The following is a 17,810-nucleotide window of genomic DNA, read 5'->3' on the forward strand; positions in this document are numbered from 1 at the left end:
GCGCCCTGGCCGTCACCGCGGCCGGGTCCACCCGGTACGAGATCCTGCGGGCCGCCGCCACCAACGCCGCGTCCCCCAGACCGTCCACCCCACCGGTGTCCGCGCTCAACGCCGCGTCCACCGCACGCCGGTCCGCCGCCTCACCCAGGTACACCGTCTCCCGGGCGATCAACGTCGCCCGCCACTCACTCAACGTCCCCGCACTCATCGCCGCCAACGTGTGCGGCAGATCCGCCACCAGCAGGTGCGCCAACCCCAGATACCGGCCACCCCGGGCCGGGGACTCCCGCCGCGCCAACGCCACCTGCGCCCCCACCCCCGCACCCCGCTGCCCCGCCGGCACTCCCACCGCCGCCTGCGCGGCCCGCTGCACCACCTCGAACTGTGCGGTCGCCCGCACCTGCGCCGCCGACGCAGCGGTCTTCAACTCCTCCAGAGCCCGGATCCGATCGATCAACTCCGCACCCACCCCCGACACCACACCACCGGAGGCCCGACCAGCGCCGGAGGCTGGGGCATCGGAGGCTGAAGCATCGGCGTCGGGAATGCGCGCACCGGTCGCGGGTAGGGAACCCGTCGGGCGCCCGGATCGACCCGGCACGGGGACAGGACCAGCGACGGGGTCAGAGGCGGGACCAGTGACGGGGAGGGAGGCGAGGCCGGCCAGCGCGCGGATCCAGGACGCGATCATCGCCGGTTGCACGGTGTCATCCCGCTGCACGACAACATCCGGTTGCGGGTGCCCGCTCCGGGATGCTGGTTCGTCGGATACCTCGTCCATGAACCCACTTTACTCGAACATATGTTCGAATACAAGAGTTGGCCGCGAACGTTCGGGAAGCTGCCGGACCGACGTCAGCCCGCGGTCCGCAAGCGAGTTGCTGCCCGACGGACAATGGCCCCTGCGGCGCGCCCGGCGGGAGCCCGCAGCCGACCTACCGCGCCACGGATGGTGGTCCCCGTCCGGTTGCCCGGTGACCCCCCGGCGGAACTGCGGCGTCACCCGGCGCTGAACACCCACTCCAGCCACCGCCACGAGCCGGTCGATCGCGGGAAAGCCATCGAACGACCCAACCAGAACCGGAACGAACCGCTAGTGGCGGAAGTCCTCCGGGTGTCGGACGGCAGTCGCGCCGGTTCGGGACGATGAAGCAGCGTCAGGGGATGCCGCCTGATCAGCAGTCGAACCAGAGGGCACATCGGAATCCCGACGGTGGTTCGGTACGGAGCCGATCGCCTGATCCTGATCGTCGCTCACATCAGGTGCCGCGGCATTCTCGGCACCATGGTCGGCGGGTTCGGCGGCATCGCTCGGCTCGGTGTCGTGAATCGGGATGCTCGGCGGTTCGGCGGGCATCGCGGGTCGCCCGTCCGCCCCGACCGTCGGAGTCGCCAGAGGGCGCGGCTCAGCGCCGGACTCAGGGCCGGGGTGGGTGATGATCGGGTGTCGGGTGGTCACGGCATCGGGTTCCGACACGCGCGGTGCGGTGCTGTGCGAAATGTCCTCGCTGGACACGGCCGGGACCCCGCCCGTCGCGGGCCCTTGGGCCGGCGCTTCCGGTTCCGGCGGTGGCGGGCTGGTCAGCTCCCAGCCGCCGGTCCGCTCGACGTCGCGATCGAGCTCGTCGAGCATCTGCCGGGCCTCGCCGATCATGCCGGCGTCGTCGAGGGTCACCCCGCGCACCAGCCACTTCGCCAGCGCGAACTCCGCCGCCAGGGCAGCCCGGTGCATCAGGTGCGGATCCTCCGGCTCGGGCAGTGCCATTGAGTAGGCCTCGAGCACGATGTCGACGAAGGACTGGTCGTTGCAGGCCACCAGCCAGGCGAAGTCGTCGGCCGGGTCGCCGACGTGCAGGTCGGTCCAGCCGGAGACCGCGGTCACCCGGTCCCCGTCGACCAGGACGTGATCCTCGTGCACGTCGCCGTGGACGACGGTCGGTGCGAACCTCCACAGACTGACGTCCTCGAGTGCGTTCTCCCACCGGCGCAGCAACCGCGCGGGGATCCGGGCCGTGCCCGCGGCCTGATCCAGTTCGTTGAGCCGGCGCTGCCGGAACTCGTTCGCCGCATAGGCGGGCAGCCCGGCGTCCTCCACCAGGTCGTGAGGCAGGCCGTGCACGGCGGCGAGAGCACGGCCGACGGCCGGGGCGACGACGCGCGAGCGCACGTCGTCGATGTGCAGCCGAGTGCCCGGCAGATGAGAGTAGACGAAGGTCGTCAGCGGCCCCTGCCGGACGGTGCCGGCGACGGTGGGCAGCTCGAACGGCAGATCGGCCCGCACGGCGGGGGTGAACGAGCGCAGCACGGTGAGCTCGTTCTCCAGACGCAGGCTCGCCTCCGGGTGCTTGGGGGAGCGGACGCGCCAGCTACGGCCTGCCCCGTCGCGGATCAACGCGGCGTCGAAGTCGGCCGCGTCGTCCGGTTCCGCCGCTACCGCCCGGGCGGACAGCAGGGGCACGGCAGCGCTGGCGATGGCCGCCAGCTGCTCAGGGGTACGTCTCACCCCTCCACCGTATGCCGACCGGCCGGGCACGCCCACGCGCGCCGGCGGCGAGTCGCCCCGCGTGATGGAGATCCCGTCCGGAATACCTTCTGTCGGTACGGCTGCGTACGGTAGAGAAATGACGAGCAGCGTTCCTTCTCCGTCCGGAAGCCCGGGCACTGCCGGAAGCCCGGGCACTGCGGGAAGCGCAGGACCTATGGGCAGCATCGAGGCCACGGTCAACGCGACGCTGCTGCTCTCCCGGGCCGGAGTGGACCGGCGTGGCGAGCGACGTTCGGACCCGGACCTGTTCGATCGGCTCGCGTCGTCCACCACCACCCGCTATCTGCCGTTGCGCGACGGTCAGGCGCCGATCCGGGACGGGGGCCTGGTCCTGCTCGACGTCGCCCCCGCCGGTGACGGTACGCCGCCCCTCTACCTGGGGGCGACGACGGCGGACGGTGCCGTCCCTGCCGGGACCGACGTCGTGCTCGTCCCGGTGCCGGGCAGCGAGTCCGCCGGGCCCGCCGACGCGGGCGTCTACCAGGACGACCACGCCGGGGCCGTCGTTCCCGGTGCGCAGTGGCGGGGTCTGCGGGACGCCGTCGACGATCTGGACGCTGTCGAGGCCGGCCTGTTCGTGGAATCCCTCGCCCTGCACCACTGGCATCGGGTGCATCGCCACTGCCCGCGGTGCGGTGCGCCCACCGAGGTCGTCGAGGCCGGCTGGGTGCGGCGGTGCACCGCCGACGGATCGCAGCACTTCCCGCGCACGGACCCGGCGATCATCTGCACCGTGGTCGACGACGACGACCGGCTGCTGCTCGGCCGGTCCGCGCAGTGGCCGGCCAACCGGTTCTCCACCCTCGCCGGCTTCGTCGAGCCGGGCGAGTCCCTGGAGGCCGCCGTCGTCCGGGAGATCGGGGAGGAGGCCGGCCTCGTCGTCGACTCGCCCCGCTACCTCGGCTCCCAGCCGTGGCCCTTCCCGTGTTCCCTGATGCTCGGGTTCACGGCCCACGCGACCGGCACTCGGGCCGTCCCGGACGGCATCGAGATCCTCGACCTGCGCTGGTTCACCCGGGCGGAGCTGGTCTCCGCCGTCGGCGCCGGGGAGATCCGGCTGCCGGGCACGCTCTCCATCGCCCGGCGGCTGATCGAGCACTGGTACGGCGAACCGCTGACCGACCCGGAGGGAGAGAGATGAGTGCGGCTCCCGAGCACCGGGCACCCGAGCAAACCGCACCCGCGACGACGGCCGACGCGATCCTCGCCGGTCTCGACGAGGAACAGCGGCAGGTGGCGACCAGCCTGCAGGGGCCGGTCTGCGTGCTCGCCGGCGCGGGTACCGGCAAGACCCGTGCCATCACCCACCGGATCGCGCACGGTGTGCAGACCGGCGTGTTCGCCCCACAACGCACCCTCGCCCTGACCTTCACCGCGCGGGCCGCCGCCGAGATGCGCACCCGGCTGCGCACCCTGGGCGTCCCGGCCGTCCAGACCCGCACCTTCCACGCCGCGGCGCTGCGCCAGCTGCAGTTCTTCTGGCCCCAGGCCGTCGGCGGTCAGCTGCCCGGCCTGCTCGATCACAAGGCCAACCTCATCGCCGAGGCGGCTCGTCGACTGCAGTTGACCACGGACCGTGCTGCCCTGCGCGACGTCGCCGCGGAGATCGAGTGGGCCAAGGTCAGCATGCTCACGGCGGACACCTACCTGGCGTCCGCCGCCGGGCGTGGCGCGCCGGGCGGCTTTTCGACCACCACCATGACCCGTCTCTTCCAGTCCTACGAGGACGTCAAGGCCGACCGGAACGTCATCGACTTCGAGGACGTGCTGCTCATCACCGTCGGGATACTGCAGGAGGACGCCAGGGTCGCGGCGACCGTGCGGGAGCAGTACCGGCACTTCGTCGTCGACGAGTACCAGGACGTCTCCCCGTTGCAGCAGCGGCTGCTCGACCTGTGGCTCGGCGGCCGGGAAGACCTGTGCGTGGTCGGGGACGCGAGCCAGACCATCTACTCGTTCACCGGCGCCACGTCCCGGTTCCTGCTGCAGTTCCGCAGCCGTTACCCCGACGCGCAGGTCGTCGAGCTGATCCGCAACTACCGGTCGACCGAGCCGGTCGTCTCCCTCGCGAACCGGCTGCTCACCGCCCGGCGCGGCGGTTCCGCGGGCGGGACCTGGAGCGACCCCTTGCGCCTGATCTCCCAGCCGGGAGACGGCCCCGACCCGGTGTTCACGGAGTATCCCGACGACGAGGCGGAGGCCGCCGGAGTGGCCGCCCGCATCGGCGCGCTCATCGGCACCGGCGTGCCGGCCAGCCGGATCGCGGTCTTGTTCCGCACCAACGGTCAGTCGCAGGCGTTCGAGCAGGCGCTCGCGGCGGCCTCGATCGGCTACCAGCTGCGCGGTGGGGAACGCTTCTTCGCCCGGCGGGAGGTGCGGGAAGCGATCCTGCAGTTGCGGGCCGCGGCCCGGGCCGACGACGGCGCCCGCACCGTGGCGCCCGATCCGTCCGGGACCGGTGAACGCGGGACCGGGTCGACCGTCGCCGCCACCGTCAAGGACGTGCTCTCCTCCCTCGGCTACCGGGACGAGGCGCCGAGCCAGGGCGGGGCCGTGCGGGAACGGTGGGAGTCGCTCGCGGCCCTGGTCGCGCTCGCCACCGAACTGGCCACCGAGCGCGCCGGACACGGGCAGACGTTCGAGCTGGCCGATCTCGTGCGCGAGCTCGACGAGCGGGCCGCCGCCCAGCACGCGCCGACCGTCGACGGGGTCACCCTCGCCTCCCTGCACTCGGCCAAGGGCCTGGAGTGGGACGCGGTCTTCCTCACCGGGCTCACCGAGGGGTTGATGCCGATCACGTTCGCGCAGGAGCAGGCCGAGATCGACGAGGAGCGCCGGCTGCTGTACGTGGGGATCACCCGTGCTCGCCGGCACCTGTCCTTGAGTTGGTCGCTCGCTCGCAGCCCCGGCGGGCGGGGACACCGGACGGCGTCCCGGTTCCTGGACGGACTCGCCCCGGCGGCCACCCGATCCCGTACGGCCGGCTCCGGCCGTGCCGCCGCACCACGGCGGAAGCCGGCCGCGGTGCTGCACTGCCGGGTCTGTGGAACGGTGCTCACCTCCGGCGCCGAACGGAAGACCGGCCGGTGTTCCACCTGCCCGCCCGGCTACGACGAGACCGTGTTCGAGTCGCTGCGCGGCTGGCGCAGCGAGACGGCCAAGGAGGCCTCCGTGCCGGCGTACGTCGTCTTCACCGACGCCACCCTGATGGCCATCGCAGAGCGGATGCCGACCAGCGCCGACCAGCTCGCGGGCATCACCGGGGTAGGCCCGGCCAAACTCGAGCGCTACGGTGCGGCGGTGCTCGCGGTCCTGGCCGGGTCCGGGAACCAGCCGGATCCCGACGCCGACGCAAGCCCGACGCCGGCGCAAGCCTGACCACACACGAGAGGGGAACGACCGTGCACGAGCCGAGCACCGAGGTGACGTCATCCGACGGCGCCCCGGAGGCCACCGCTGCGGCCACGACGGACGGCGTCGCCCCGGTCGCGGGCCGGGACCGGTCCGACGTGCTGGACCTCGACGGCCTGTTGAGCGCCGAGGAACTGGCCTGGCGCGCCACCGTCCGGGCGTTCGTCGACCGGCGGATCAAGCCGAACATCGCGCGCTGGTACGAGGACGCGCACTTCCCGGTCGAGATCGCCCGGGAAATGGGCGAGGCCGGGTTCCTCGGCATGCATCTGCACGGATACGGGTGTCCCGGCCGGTCCGCGGTCGAGTACGGCCTCACCGCCATGGAGCTGGAAGCGGGCGACTCCGGGCTGCGCACCTTCGTCTCGGTGCAGGGCTCGCTCACGATGACCGCCATCCACCGCTGGGGGTCGGAGGAGCAGAAGAACACGTACCTGCCGGGCATGGCCTCAGGCGAGATCATCGGCTGCTTCGGTCTGACCGAACCGACCGCCGGATCCGACCCCGCGAGCATGCAGACCACCGCCACGCGTGACGGCGACGGCTGGCTCCTCAACGGCGCGAAACGGTGGATCGGGCTGGCGTCCATCGCGCACGTGGCGGTGATCTGGGCGGCGACCGACGAGGGCATCCGCGGATTCCTGGTGCCGACCGACGCTCCCGGCTTCGTCGCCACGCCGATCGAGCGGAAGCTCTCGATGCGGGCCTCCGTCCAGTGCGACATCGCCCTGACCGACGTCCGCCTGCCCGCGGACGCGATCCTGCCCGGGGCTGCGGGCCTGCGCGGGCCGTTCACGTGCCTGAACGAGGCCCGGTACGGCATCATCTGGGGAGCGATGGGCGCCGCCCGGGACAGTTACGAGGCGGCACTGGCGTACGCGCAGGAGCGCCTGCAGTTCGACAAGCCGCTGGCGGCGTACCAGCTGACCCAGCAGAAGCTGGTCGACATGCTGCTGGAGATCCAGAAGGGCACGCTGCTCGCCATCCACCTCGGACGGCTCAAGGACGCGGAAGCGCTGCAGCCCGCGCAGATCTCGGTCGGCAAGCTGAACAACTGCCGGGAGGCCATCGAGATCTGCCGACAGGCCCGGACCGTGCTCGGGGGCAACGGCATCACCCTGGACCACGCACCGCTGCGGCATGCCAACAACCTGGAGTCGGTGCGCACCTACGAGGGCACCGACGAGGTGCACACGCTGATCCTGGGCAACCACATCACCGGCCGGCCCGCCTTCCGGTGAGGGCGGACGCAACCGCCCGCTGACGGCCGGATCGGCGTCGCGGGGCCGTCACGACGGCGCCGGCAGGGTCTCCCGGGGCGGGCGCACGTCCCGCCGAGCCTGCCGTGCGTCGTCCGCGGCCCACCCACACAGGCACGACGGGTGAGGCACGCACGGACGACGGCTGACCCGGCCGTCGGCCAGGCGCAGCACCAGCTCGGTGGACCAGCTGGCGGGTCGATGCTGCCCGTCCAGCCAGGCCAGAACCTGCACGACGGCGAGGGCGGCCGCCGCTGAGACGAGCGAGCCGGCCCGGGCCGGGGCCGTGGCGCCCGTGGTCGCCTCGTCCCGGATCCGGGGCCAGGCGGGGTCCGCGTCGACCCGGTGGCGCTCCCGGCAGGCCAGGCACGCGGTCAGGCCGGGTTCGATCAGCGGTCCGATCACGATGTCCCGCTCTCGGGCGATCACCGGCAGCACCGCGCCGTCGTGCTGGTCCGCCGCCGCGACATCGGTCTCGGCGAGGGCCACCGCCGCGGTCAGCACCCAGAGGTCGGCGTCGGACGCACTGGTTCTGCTGCGCGGACGGGGCCGCACGTCGAGCGCCGTCTCGGGGGCGACCGACCGGCACAGTCGGCGCAGCGCAGCCGCGCGGGCGGCACCGAGATCCGGCAGCCCGAAGCCGCCGGGCCCGAGCTCCGCGGCGCTCACCGGAGGCCCGTCCTCGACGGTCAGGGCGCCGATCCCCGCAGCGGCGAGGCCGGCGACGACCCCGGTCGCCAGGGCGCCGCAGCCGTCCACCCGCACGACGGCCTCCGCCCGACGGGCGAGCAGCAGGGGAGCCAGCTGGTGGTGGACCGCGCCGAGCCGATCGAGTTCCCCCGCGAGCCGAGCCGTGCGTAGACCGCCCGAGGAATCCCGGCCGGGCAGCAGGACCGGGCTGAGCGCGTCCACCAGTTCGGCCACCCGCTCCCGAGTCACCCCGAGCTGCCGGCCGAACTCGACCAGGTCGACCGGGTCACGATCGGTGCGCAGACTCCAGACCAAGGCGCAGTCGCTCTCGGTGAGCCCGTTCAGTACCAGTCCGCCGTCGACGCCGATCTGCAGCGCGCTCGGGCCGCGGCGGACCAGCGGCAGACCCGGATTGAGGTGCATGATCGCCTCCCGTCGTCCGTCCCGACCACCGTCGTCCCGACATCGTCGCCGGTTCGCCCACTCCCGGGTTCACCTACCGCCGGGCTCACACCCGGGTCTGTCGGACAGCATGGCACGTCGCTGCCGGTGGGTGGCGGAGTTGTCCACAGGCATGCCGAGGACCGTCGGCAGGCCGGGATACGGTGGCCCGGTGACCTCGTTCTCCGACGCCCCGCCGACCGAGCCCGCTCCCGCGCCGCCGGTCGAGATCCGCCGATCCGCCCGCCGCCGCCGCACCGTCAGTGCCGTCTGGCAGGACGGCCGCATCGTCGTCTCCGTCCCGGCGTCGGGCACGCCGGCGCAGGAACGGGCGTGGGTCGCCACCATGGTGGCGAGGCTGACGGCGCAGCGCGACCGGCAGGCCGCCCAGGACGGACCCGACGGCCTGGCGGCCCGGGCCGAGGCCGTATCTCGACTTCACCTCGGCGGCCGGGCTCGTCCCGCATCGGTCCGTTGGGTCGACAACCAGACGACGCGCTGGGGATCGGCGACGCCGGGCCGTGGCACCATCCGGCTGTCCACCCAGTTGCAGGGCATGCCGGACTGGGTGATCGACTATGTGCTCCTGCACGAACTGGCGCACCTGCTCGAACCGGGGCACGGGCCGCGGTTCCAGGCCCTGCTGGCGGGCTACCCGCGGCTGGCGGAGGCGAAGGCGTTCCTGGCCGGGGCGAGCTTCGCCGCCCGGCGCCGGCTCACCGGTGATCACACCGAGGACTGAACCGGAGATCAGCCGCGCGGGCCGTGGTCCTCGGGACCGCCCTCGCCGTCAGCGTCCCGGTCAGTAGCATCCTGGTCCGGGGTCTCATCGAAGCCGCCGGCGAGCAACTTCTCCAGGGCCGCGTCCACGTCGGCGTCCGCCGCGGCGCGCTGCTGACTCCTGGCCGTGAACTCGCCCGGATGGTCGAGATCCTCGGGGGTCGGCAGCAGATCCGGGTGCGACCAGACGGCGTCCCGGCCCTCGGTGCCGCGCTCCTGCGCCAGGGCCGCCCACAGCGCGGCGGCGTCCCGCAGCCGGCGGGGCCGCAGCTCGAGTCCGACCAGCGACGCGAAGGCCTGTTCGGCGGGGCCACCGGTCGCACGCCGGCGCCGGACGACCTCGCGCAGGGCCTCCGCGGCCGGCAGGTTCGTCGTCGCGGCGGCGGTCGCCTCGTCCACCCAGCCTTCGATCAGGGCCAGCGCGGTCTCGAGCCTGGCCAGGGCCGCCTCCTGCGCCGGGGTGCGCTCGGGCGTGAACATGCCGCCGGACAGGGCCTCCTGGACCGACTCCGGGTTCGACGGGTCGATCTGCCGGGCGGCCTCCTCGATCCGGCTGGTATCGATGTGAATGCCGCGGGCGTAGCTGCCGATGATGCCGAGCACGTGGGAGCGCAGCCAGGGGACGTGGACGAACAGCCGGGCGTGTGCCGCTTCCCGCACCGCGAGGTAGAGCCGCACCTGGGACTCGTCGATGTCCAGACCTTCCCCGAAGGCGGCGATGTTCGCGGGCAGCAGCGCCATCGTGCCCTCCGCCAGCGGGATACCGACCTCGGAGGCGGAGACCACGTCACCGGAGAGTTCGCCCACCGCGTGCCCGAGCTGCATGCCGAACAGGGCGCCGCCGAGGTTGCGGATCATCGAGCCGGCGCCGCCCACCATGCCCGCCATCTCCGCGGGCAACTGCTCGGTCATGGCCTGGGTGAGGGCGGCGGCGATGCTGTTCGCGACCGGTTCCGTCATCTGCTTCCAGGTGTCCATGGTTGCCTCGACCCACTCGGCGCGGGACCAGGCGCGGCCGGTCAGACCGGTGCCGGGGAAATCGGTGACGGGGTCGAGCCAGAGCTCGGCGACGCGCAGCGCTTCCTCGACGTCGCGGCGCTGAGCGGCGGAAACGGAGGGATCGGTGCCGGCGGCGGCCCCGCGGCGGGCGCTCTCGTGGGCGAGCTGCCAGTTCACGGGCGAGTCGCCGGAGGAGGCCATCATGGCCTGCACCTGCTGGAACATCATGGCCAGGGTGTTGGGGTCGGACGGCATGCCGGCCGCACGGGCCAGCTCGGCCGGGTCGAAACCCTCCAGGTTGCCGCCGAGCAGCTTGGACAGCATCTCCGTCAACGGATCCTGCGGAGTGTCGTCGTCGTTGCCGTGCTGGGAACTCATGGGGATACCGTCCTCGTGTCCGGTCGTGGCGGGCGCTGCCGGTCTTCGGCTGGAAAGTCTTCGCGTCACGTCGTCCGAGCCGTCCGCACGCGTCGGCCCGGCCCGGTGCCATCACGTTACCCGCGGCGGGTCCGCGATGTCTGCCCACCGGCGGGGCGTTCGCCCCGGGCGGAGCCGGTCAGCAGGTGCGGGCGCTACCCTGTGGGATGCGCTGGGCTTCGCGCGCATCGTCCCGACCACGCGGGGAATCCGATCGCCGGCGCAGATGAGGACCTACCCCAGTGAGCAGCGATCAAGCGAGCAACGGTCAGGCCAGTAGTGTCCGGCGGGCCGGTTCGACGACGGCCTCCGACGCGGACGGCGACGGTGCTCCGCGTCGGCGACGTCGGCGCGCCCGACGGACCCCGCGGGCCGGGGCGGGACGGCGGCGACCGACGACGTTGGGCGTCAGCGTCACCGTCGCCGTGCTCTGCGGCGCACTCGCGCTGGCACTGCCCGCCCCGTTCGTGACGGAGGCGCCGGGACCGACGTTCAACACGGTCGGCAGCGTCGACGGCCGCCGGTTGATCTCCGTCGACGGCCGGCCCACCTACCCGACGACCGGCGACCTGGACCTGACGACGGTCTACGTCAAGGGTGGTCCCAACGGCCCGTTGAACGCCGTGGACGCGTTCGGCGCGTGGCTCGATCCGACCCGGTCGGTGGCGCCCACCGAGTTGCTCTACCCGCCGGATCTGACGACTCAGGAGCTGGAGCAGTCCAACACGGTCGCCATGACGAACTCCCAGCAGGACGCCATCGCCGCGGCGCTGACCTACGAGAAGATCCCGTTCACTCGCACGCTCACGGTCGCCCGCGTCGTCGACGGCACCCCGGCCAGTGGGCGGCTGCGCGACGGGGACGTCCTCGAGAAGGTGGGCGGCCGTACGGTGAACGGCATCGACGACGTCCGCGGTGCCGTGGCCGACGCCGCCGGGAAGCCGCTCCGGTTGCAGGTGCGCAACGCTGGCGCCAACCGCACCGTCAGCATCACCCCGGCCCGCGGACAGGGAGGCAGTTGGCAGCTGGGCGTGGCGCTCGCCGCCACCTACCGCTTCCCGTTCGCCGTCTCCATCGGGCTGGACAACGTCGGCGGGCCCAGCGCCGGCATGATGTTCGCTCTCGGGATCATCGACACCATCACCCCCGGTGCCCTCACCGGCGGTAAGCACATCGCCGGCACCGGCACGATCAGCGCCGACGGCACCGTCGGTCCGATCGGTGGCATCGCCCAGAAGATGCAGGGCGCTCGGGATGAGGGGGCCGGGTTGTTCCTCGCCCCGGGCGCGAACTGTTCCGACGTCGTCGGGCACGTCCCGGGCGGGCTGACGGTGGTGCGGGTGGACACCCTCGACGGCGCGGTTCGCGCGGTTCGAACGGCGGCCTCGGGCGGAGACCTCGGGGCGCTGCCCCGGTGCGGGTGAGCGCCACGGCCACACCGCCGGCGTGACCGTGGCTTGGAGCTGAGGCCGTCGCCCGGGCAGAATGGCATCAGGACGACCCGATCCCGGCGTCGCCTCGACGTTGACATCAAGGATCGCAGTGACTTTCGGAGCTACCCCCCAGCCACGCCCGAGCCGATCACCTTCGGGGCGGCGCAGATCCCCGTTGGTTCCCACGATCATCGTTGTGGCGGTGCTCGTCGTCGCCGTCGTGCTGCTGACCCAGGTCTACACGGACGTGCTCTGGTACAACCAGCTCGGCTACCTGGAGGTGTTCGTCAAGGAGAACCTCACCCGGGTCGGTGTCTTCCTCGCCGCCGCCCTCGTCATGGCCGTCGGAGTGTACGCCAGCATGGCCGTGGCCTACCGATCCCGCCCGGTCTACGCGCCCGAGGAGGGCACTGCCGACAACCTCGCTCGCTACCAGGCGAGCTTCGAGCCGGTGCGCCGGCTGGCCATGATCGGTGTGCCGGTGGTGTTCGGCATCTTCGCGGGCACCGCTGCGGCGTCGCAGTGGCAGCGCATCCTGCTGTTCTTCAACCAGGTGCCCTTCGGGCAGACCGATCCGCAGTTCGGCCTGGACTACAGCTTCTACCTGAACACCCTGCCGTTCCTCGGCTTCCTGTCCGGCCTGCTGATCAGTGTCGTCCTCGTCGCCGGCGTGCTCGGAATCATCACGCACTACCTGTACGGTGCCATCCGGCTGCACGAGCGAGGCGTGTCCGTCGCCCGCCCGGCGCGCGTGCACATCGCCGTGCTCGCGGCCGCATTCCTGCTGCTGCAGGCCGCCAATTTCTGGCTCGACCGGTACGGCACGCTACAGAGCACCTCCGGGTTGGGCGGCCGCGTCGCCGGTGCTCTCTACACCGACGTCAACGCCGTCATCCCGACCAAGGCCGTGCTCGCGATCGCCGCCGTCATCGTCGCGGTGCTGTTCGTCGTCGCCGCCGTGATCGGCCGCTGGCGGCTCCCGCTGATCGGCACCGTCGGCCTGATCATCACCGCCATCCTGGCCGGCGGCGTGTACCCCTGGGTGGTCCAGCGCTTCCAGGTGGTCCCCTCGGAGCAGACGCTGGAGCAGCCGTACATCCAGCGGAACATGGACATGACGCGCAAGGCGTACGGACTGGACGCGGTCACGTCCCAGGAGTACCGGGCGACCACCACCACCAGCCCCGGTGCCCTGCGGGAGGACGCCCAGACCACGGCCAGCATCCGCCTGCTGGACCCCAATCTCGTCTCCGCGGCGTTCTCGCAGCTCGAGCAGTTCCGGCCGTACTACCAGTTCTCGCCGCTGCTGAACGTGGATCGCTACCAGGTGGACGGCAAGACGCAGGACACCGTGGTCGCCGTGCGCGAACTCCGGCCGGACAACGTCTCCGGGTGGTACAACCAGCGCATCGTCTACACCCACGGCTACGGCGTCGTCGCCGCGGCCGGCAACCGGGTCGCCGCCGACGGCAAACCCGAGTTCCTGCTCTCCGGCATCCCCAGCAGCGGGGTGCTGGGCAGCGACCAGACGTACGAACCGCGCATCTACTTCGGCGAGAACTCGCCGGAGTACTCCATCGTGGGCGCACCGGAGGGCTCGTCGCCCCGAGAACTGGACCGGCCGCAGCAGGAGGGATCCTCGCAGGACACCTTCAACACCTTCAACGGTGACGGCGGGCCGAGCGTCGGCAACTTCTTCAACAAGCTGCTGTACTCCCTGAAGTTCCAGTCCTCGGATCTGCTGCTCTCGGACGCGGTGAACAGCCAGTCGCAGATCCTCTACGACCGGAATCCGAGGGACCGGGTGCAGAAGGTGGCTCCCTACCTGACGGTGGACGGCAAGCCCTACCCGGCGATCATCGACGGTCGGGTCAAGTGGATCGTCGACGGCTACACGACCAGCACGTTCTTCCCGTACTCGACGCAGCAGCAGCTGGACTCCCTGACCCGCGATTCGCAGACCGCGGACGGACGGGTGGCCGCGTTGCCCGCGAACAACATCAACTACATCCGCAACTCGGTGAAGGCGACGGTCGACGCCTACGACGGATCCGTGGACCTGTACGCGTGGGACGACCAGGACCCCATCCTCAAGGCGTGGCAGAAGGTGTTTCCCACGACGCTGAAGCCGTACAGCGAGATGTCCGGCCAGCTGATGTCACACGTGCGGTACCCGGAGGACCTGTTCAAGGTCCAGCGGGGCCTGCTCGCCAATTATCACGTGACCGACGCGGTCGACTTCTACCAGCAGAACGACGTGTGGTCGGTGCCGAACGACCCGACCAGTTCGACCGCCGTGCCGCAGCCGCCCTACTATCTGTCCCTGCAGGTGCCCGGCGCCGATCGACCGGCGTTCAGCCTGACCTCCTCGTTCATCCCGCAGAACCGGGCGGGTGAGACTCCCCGGAACGTGCTCTACGGGTATCTGTCCGCCAACGGTGACGCCGGCAACAAGGCGGGGGTGAAATCGCCCGACTACGGCAAGCTGCAGCTGCTCAACCTGCCCAAGTCCGGATCGATTCCCGGTCCCGGCCAGGTGCAGAACCGGTTCAACTCGGACCCGACGGTGTCCCAGACCCTGAACCTGCTGCGTCAGGGCGCGTCCAACGTCCTGAACGGCAACCTGCTCACGCTGCCGGTCGGCGGAGGCATGCTCTACGTGCAACCGGTGTACGTGCAGTCCAGCGGCGAGACCTCCTACCCGTCGCTGCAACGGGTGCTCGTGGGCTTCGGGGAGAAGGTCGGCTTCGCGGCGACCCTTGAGGAAGCCCTGGACCAGCTCTTCGGCGGCAACTCCGGTGCCACCGCGGGTGACTCCGCCAACGCGGGCAAGACGCCGAGTCCCCCGGGCGGTTCCGGTGGCACACCGGGGACTAGTGTCAGTGCTCAGGCGCAGCTCAAACAGGCCCTCACCGACGCGGACGCTGCTGTCAAGGAGGGCCAGCAGGCCCTGGCGAAGGGCGACTTCGCGGCCTACGGCACCGCGCAGAAGAAGGTCTCGGAGGCGCTGGGGCGGGCCATCCAGGCGGAGAACCAGCTCGGTCAGGGTGGCGGTGCCACCGCGTCGCCGTCCCCGGGGTCGTCGTCGGGCCCGACGCCGTCGGCCGGTCCCTCGGCCGCACCGTCGGCCACGCCCAGTCCCTGACCCGATTTGGTGACCACCCCGCGCCGCGGTAGAGTAGCTGATGCAGCGCGGGGTGGAGCAGTTCGGTAGCTCGCTGGGCTCATAACCCAGAGGCCGCGGGTTCAAATCCCGCCCCCGCAACGAGTGAAGGCCCCCGATCCAGTGGATCGGGGGCCTTCGTGCGTCCCGACCTTTCTCCTGGTCGACGCGTTGACTCGCCCGTATCTGACCGCGGGGAACGGTCCCGGTCGACGGCGGTCGCGTGCTCGAGTGGATCGACAGGTCCGGCTACGCCTGCGCGGTCGGCTGGGCCGGAACTCGACTGCGTGACGGCCTATGTCGGCGCTGAGCGGCCGCGGGCCATGGAAGCGCCGCCGGGACTCAGCGGCCGGACGCGCCGATCGCGGCGTAGGCGTCCAGCGCTCGACGACGGGTGTCCTTCAGGTCGATCATCGGTGCCGGATAGTCCGGGGGCGGGTCGTCGCCCCAGGGCTCGTGCAGCGCGGAGCCGGACCGGCCGGCCAGCTCCGGCACGAAACGGGTGATGTAGTCGCCGTCGGCGTCGAACTTCCGGGCCTGCGTGACCGGGTTGAACACCCGCACGTACGGGAACGCGTCCGCGCCGGAGCCAGCCGCCCACTGCCAGTTGGCGGGGTTGTTCGCGGCGTCGGCGTCCACCAGGGTGTCCCAGAACCACTGCTCACCGGCGCGCCAGTCGAGGAGCAGATTCTTGATCAGGAACGAGGCGGTGATCATCCGTACCCGGTTGTGCATCCACCCCGTCTGCCAGAGCTGGCGTATGCCGGCGTCCACCAGCGGGTACCCGGTGCGGCCCCGCTGCCAGGCCCGCAGGTCCGCCGGTGCGTGACGCCAGGGCATCCCGTCGAACTTCGCCCGGTGGTTGACCGTCGCCAGGTCCGGTTGCGCGTAGAGCAGGTGCCAGTTGAACTCGCGCCAGTGGATCTCGGCCAGGAAGGCGTCGCGGTCCTCGCGAGGACTGGCGCCGGCGACGGCCGCGCGCACCTGGAACGGGCTGATCTCCCCGAACCGCAGGTGGGGTGAGAGCCGGCTGGTGCCCTCGACGCCGGGCCGCTCCCGGCTCGTGTCGTACCCGGCCAGGATGCCGTCGACGAAGTCCGCGAGCCGGCGACCGGCTCCCGCTTCGCCCGGTTCCCACTGCGCGGCCAGGCCGGCGGACCAGTCCGGTGCCGTCGGGTGCAGGCCCCAGTCGCCCAGGTCGTCTGAGGCCACGTCCGGTCCGCTGAGTCTGTGCACCGCGGGCACCGGGTCCCGCGGCTCCTCGGCGCGGCGGCAGGCGCGCAGGAACGGCGAGTACACCCGGAACGGCCCGCCCGCGCCGGTGGTGATGGTCCACGGTTCGTGCAGCAGGTTCGCGGCGAAACTGTGCGCCTCGACGGCGTGCTCACCGGCCCACGCCTTGATCGCGGCGTCGATCTCCCGTTCGGAACCGCCGTAGCGACGGTTCCAGACGACGGCGTCGGCCCGCGCGTCCGTCACCACGGCGGGCACGACGTCGACCGCGGCACCACGGCGCAGCACCAGCCGGGCCCCCGCGTCATGGACGGCCGCCGCCAGGGCGCGCAAGGAATGATGCAACCACCAGCGTGCGGCCCCACCGAGTGGCCGCACCCCGTCGCTGCGCTCGTCCAGCACGTACAGCACGACGACGTCGCCGTCGTCCGCGGCGTGCCGCAGTGCCGGGTTGTCCGCCAGGCGCAGGTCGTCGCGCAGCCACACCACGGTGGTCGTCGTCATCGGGCCAGCCTACCGACACTCTCGATTGTCGAGACGACCGTCGCCGCCGGTCGGAATGACCGGCAGCGACGGGGTGGTGCGGGAGGCTCAGTACTCGGTGCGGCTCGGCTCCGCCGTCCCGGTGCCCGTCGGCGTGTCGGTCGGCACGTCGTTGCCGGCGGCATCGCCCTTGATGGACTGCTGGGGCCGGGTGCCGGCCTTGAGGGCGGCCAGCCGGGCCTCGACCTCGGTCTGCTCGCCGAGGTCCTCGAGCGAGTCGAACTGGGCGTCCAGACTGGAGGCGGACAGCTCCTGCTGGCCACGCACACGGGCCTCCTCCCGGCGGACCTTCTCCTCGAACCGGGAGACGTCGCTGGTCGGGTCCATGAAGTCGATGCTGCGCATGGCGTCATGCACCTGGGACTGTGCCTGCGCCATCTTCGCCCGCGAGTTCAGCTCATCGCGCTTGCGGGTCAGCTCGTCCAGTTTGCCGCGCATCTGGTTGAGCCCGTCCTTGAGCTTCTCGACGATCTCGCTCTGGGAGGCGATGGTCGGTTCCGCGCCGCGCGCCTCGGTCTCCGCGGACATCTGTCGCTGGATCGCGACCTTGGCCAGGTTGTCGAACTTACCGGCGTCCCCGGCGTTGCCGGCGGAACGGAACTCGTCGGCCTTCCGGCTGGCCGCGAGCGCCTTGTTGCCCCAGTCCTGAGCGGCCTTCAGGTCCTGCTGGTGATCGTCCTGCAGCATCCGCAGATTGCCGATGGTCTGCGCCACGGCCGACTCCGCCTCGGCGATGTTGTTCGTGTAGTCACGGACCATCTGGTCGAGCATCTTCTGCGGATCCTCGGCCTGGTCGAGGATGGCGTTGACGTTCGCCTTCGCCAGTTGCGCGATGCGCCCGAAGATGGATTGCTTGGCCATGCTGCTTCCTTTCGTTCGGTCTCTCATGGTGTCAC

Annotated in this window: 12 protein-coding genes and 1 tRNA gene; 7 read left to right on the forward strand and 6 right to left on the reverse strand. The window is 71.6% G+C overall.

Annotated elements, in window-relative coordinates:
- Positions 1 to 457, reverse strand: a 457-nt coding sequence (locus BKD30_RS15535; protein ID WP_235861427.1) for a DUF222 domain-containing protein, incomplete at its 3' end; no start/stop codon positions are given.
- Between the two features lie 636 nt (positions 458 to 1,093).
- Positions 1,094 to 2,503 (reverse strand): phosphotransferase, encoded by a 1,410-nt coding sequence (locus BKD30_RS03780; protein WP_076702243.1) that lies wholly within the window; start codon positions 2,501 to 2,503, stop codon positions 1,094 to 1,096.
- Positions 2,504 to 2,699: 196 nt separating this feature from the next.
- On the opposite strand from BKD30_RS03780, the gene nudC reads away from it, so the two are divergent.
- The 3 genes from nudC (at position 2,700) to BKD30_RS03795 (ending at position 7,197) form a co-directional block, all read left to right on the forward strand.
- The gene (gene nudC / locus BKD30_RS03785; protein WP_076702247.1) at positions 2,700 to 3,686 is read left to right on the forward strand and encodes an NAD(+) diphosphatase; all 987 of its coding nucleotides are present in this window, start codon (positions 2,700 to 2,702) and stop codon (positions 3,684 to 3,686) included.
- Positions 3,683 to 5,923, forward strand: coding sequence for an ATP-dependent DNA helicase UvrD2 (locus BKD30_RS03790; RefSeq protein ID WP_076702250.1), 2,241 nt, complete (start codon positions 3,683 to 3,685; stop codon positions 5,921 to 5,923). The genes nudC and BKD30_RS03790 overlap by 4 nt, the downstream gene beginning before the upstream one ends.
- A 131-nt stretch (positions 5,924 to 6,054) precedes the next feature.
- Positions 6,055 to 7,197 (forward strand): acyl-CoA dehydrogenase family protein, encoded by a 1,143-nt coding sequence (locus tag BKD30_RS03795; protein WP_235861439.1) that lies wholly within the window; start codon positions 6,055 to 6,057, stop codon positions 7,195 to 7,197.
- Between the two features lie 48 nt (positions 7,198 to 7,245).
- Here BKD30_RS03795 and BKD30_RS03800 read toward each other — a convergent pair whose 3' ends face one another.
- Entirely contained in the window at positions 7,246 to 8,328 is a 1,083-nt protein-coding gene (locus BKD30_RS03800; protein WP_076702253.1) for a TOMM precursor leader peptide-binding protein, read from the reverse strand.
- Positions 8,329 to 8,518: 190 nt separating this feature from the next.
- Between BKD30_RS03800 and BKD30_RS03805 the strand changes: the two genes are divergently transcribed.
- Positions 8,519 to 9,088, forward strand: coding sequence for a M48 metallopeptidase family protein (locus BKD30_RS03805; protein ID WP_076702256.1), 570 nt, complete (start codon positions 8,519 to 8,521; stop codon positions 9,086 to 9,088).
- A gap of 8 nt (positions 9,089 to 9,096) precedes the next feature.
- On the opposite strand, the gene BKD30_RS03810 is transcribed toward BKD30_RS03805, so the two are convergent.
- The gene (locus tag BKD30_RS03810) at positions 9,097 to 10,503 is read right to left on the reverse strand and encodes a zinc-dependent metalloprotease (RefSeq protein ID WP_076702259.1); all 1,407 of its coding nucleotides are present in this window, start codon (positions 10,501 to 10,503) and stop codon (positions 9,097 to 9,099) included.
- Positions 10,504 to 10,784: 281 nt separating this feature from the next.
- Between BKD30_RS03810 and BKD30_RS03815 the strand changes: the two genes are divergently transcribed.
- From BKD30_RS03815 to BKD30_RS03825, 3 genes are all read left to right on the forward strand, one after another.
- The gene (locus BKD30_RS03815; protein WP_083955989.1) at positions 10,785 to 11,966 is read left to right on the forward strand and encodes a YlbL family protein; all 1,182 of its coding nucleotides are present in this window, start codon (positions 10,785 to 10,787) and stop codon (positions 11,964 to 11,966) included.
- 184 nt (positions 11,967 to 12,150) lie between these two features.
- Positions 12,151 to 15,120 carry a UPF0182 family membrane protein gene (locus BKD30_RS03820; RefSeq protein WP_076702265.1) on the forward strand — a complete coding sequence of 990 codons (2,970 nt, stop codon included), beginning with the start codon at positions 12,151 to 12,153 and terminating at the stop codon, positions 15,118 to 15,120.
- Between the two features lie 46 nt (positions 15,121 to 15,166).
- Positions 15,167 to 15,240: transfer RNA gene (locus BKD30_RS03825), tRNA-Met, on the forward strand.
- 240 nt (positions 15,241 to 15,480) lie between these two features.
- On the opposite strand, the gene BKD30_RS03830 is transcribed toward BKD30_RS03825, so the two are convergent.
- Positions 15,481 to 16,875 carry a cryptochrome/photolyase family protein gene (locus tag BKD30_RS03830; RefSeq protein WP_076702269.1) on the reverse strand — a complete coding sequence of 465 codons (1,395 nt, stop codon included), beginning with the start codon at positions 16,873 to 16,875 and terminating at the stop codon, positions 15,481 to 15,483.
- Positions 16,876 to 16,962: 87 nt separating this feature from the next.
- Entirely contained in the window at positions 16,963 to 17,775 is an 813-nt protein-coding gene (locus BKD30_RS03835) for a PspA/IM30 family protein (RefSeq protein ID WP_076702272.1), read from the reverse strand.
- Positions 17,776 to 17,810: the final 35 nt, after the last annotated feature.

The sequence above is a fragment of the Tersicoccus phoenicis genome (genome assembly GCF_001968835.1).
Classification (GTDB): Bacteria; Actinomycetota; Actinomycetes; order Actinomycetales; family Micrococcaceae; genus Tersicoccus; species Tersicoccus phoenicis.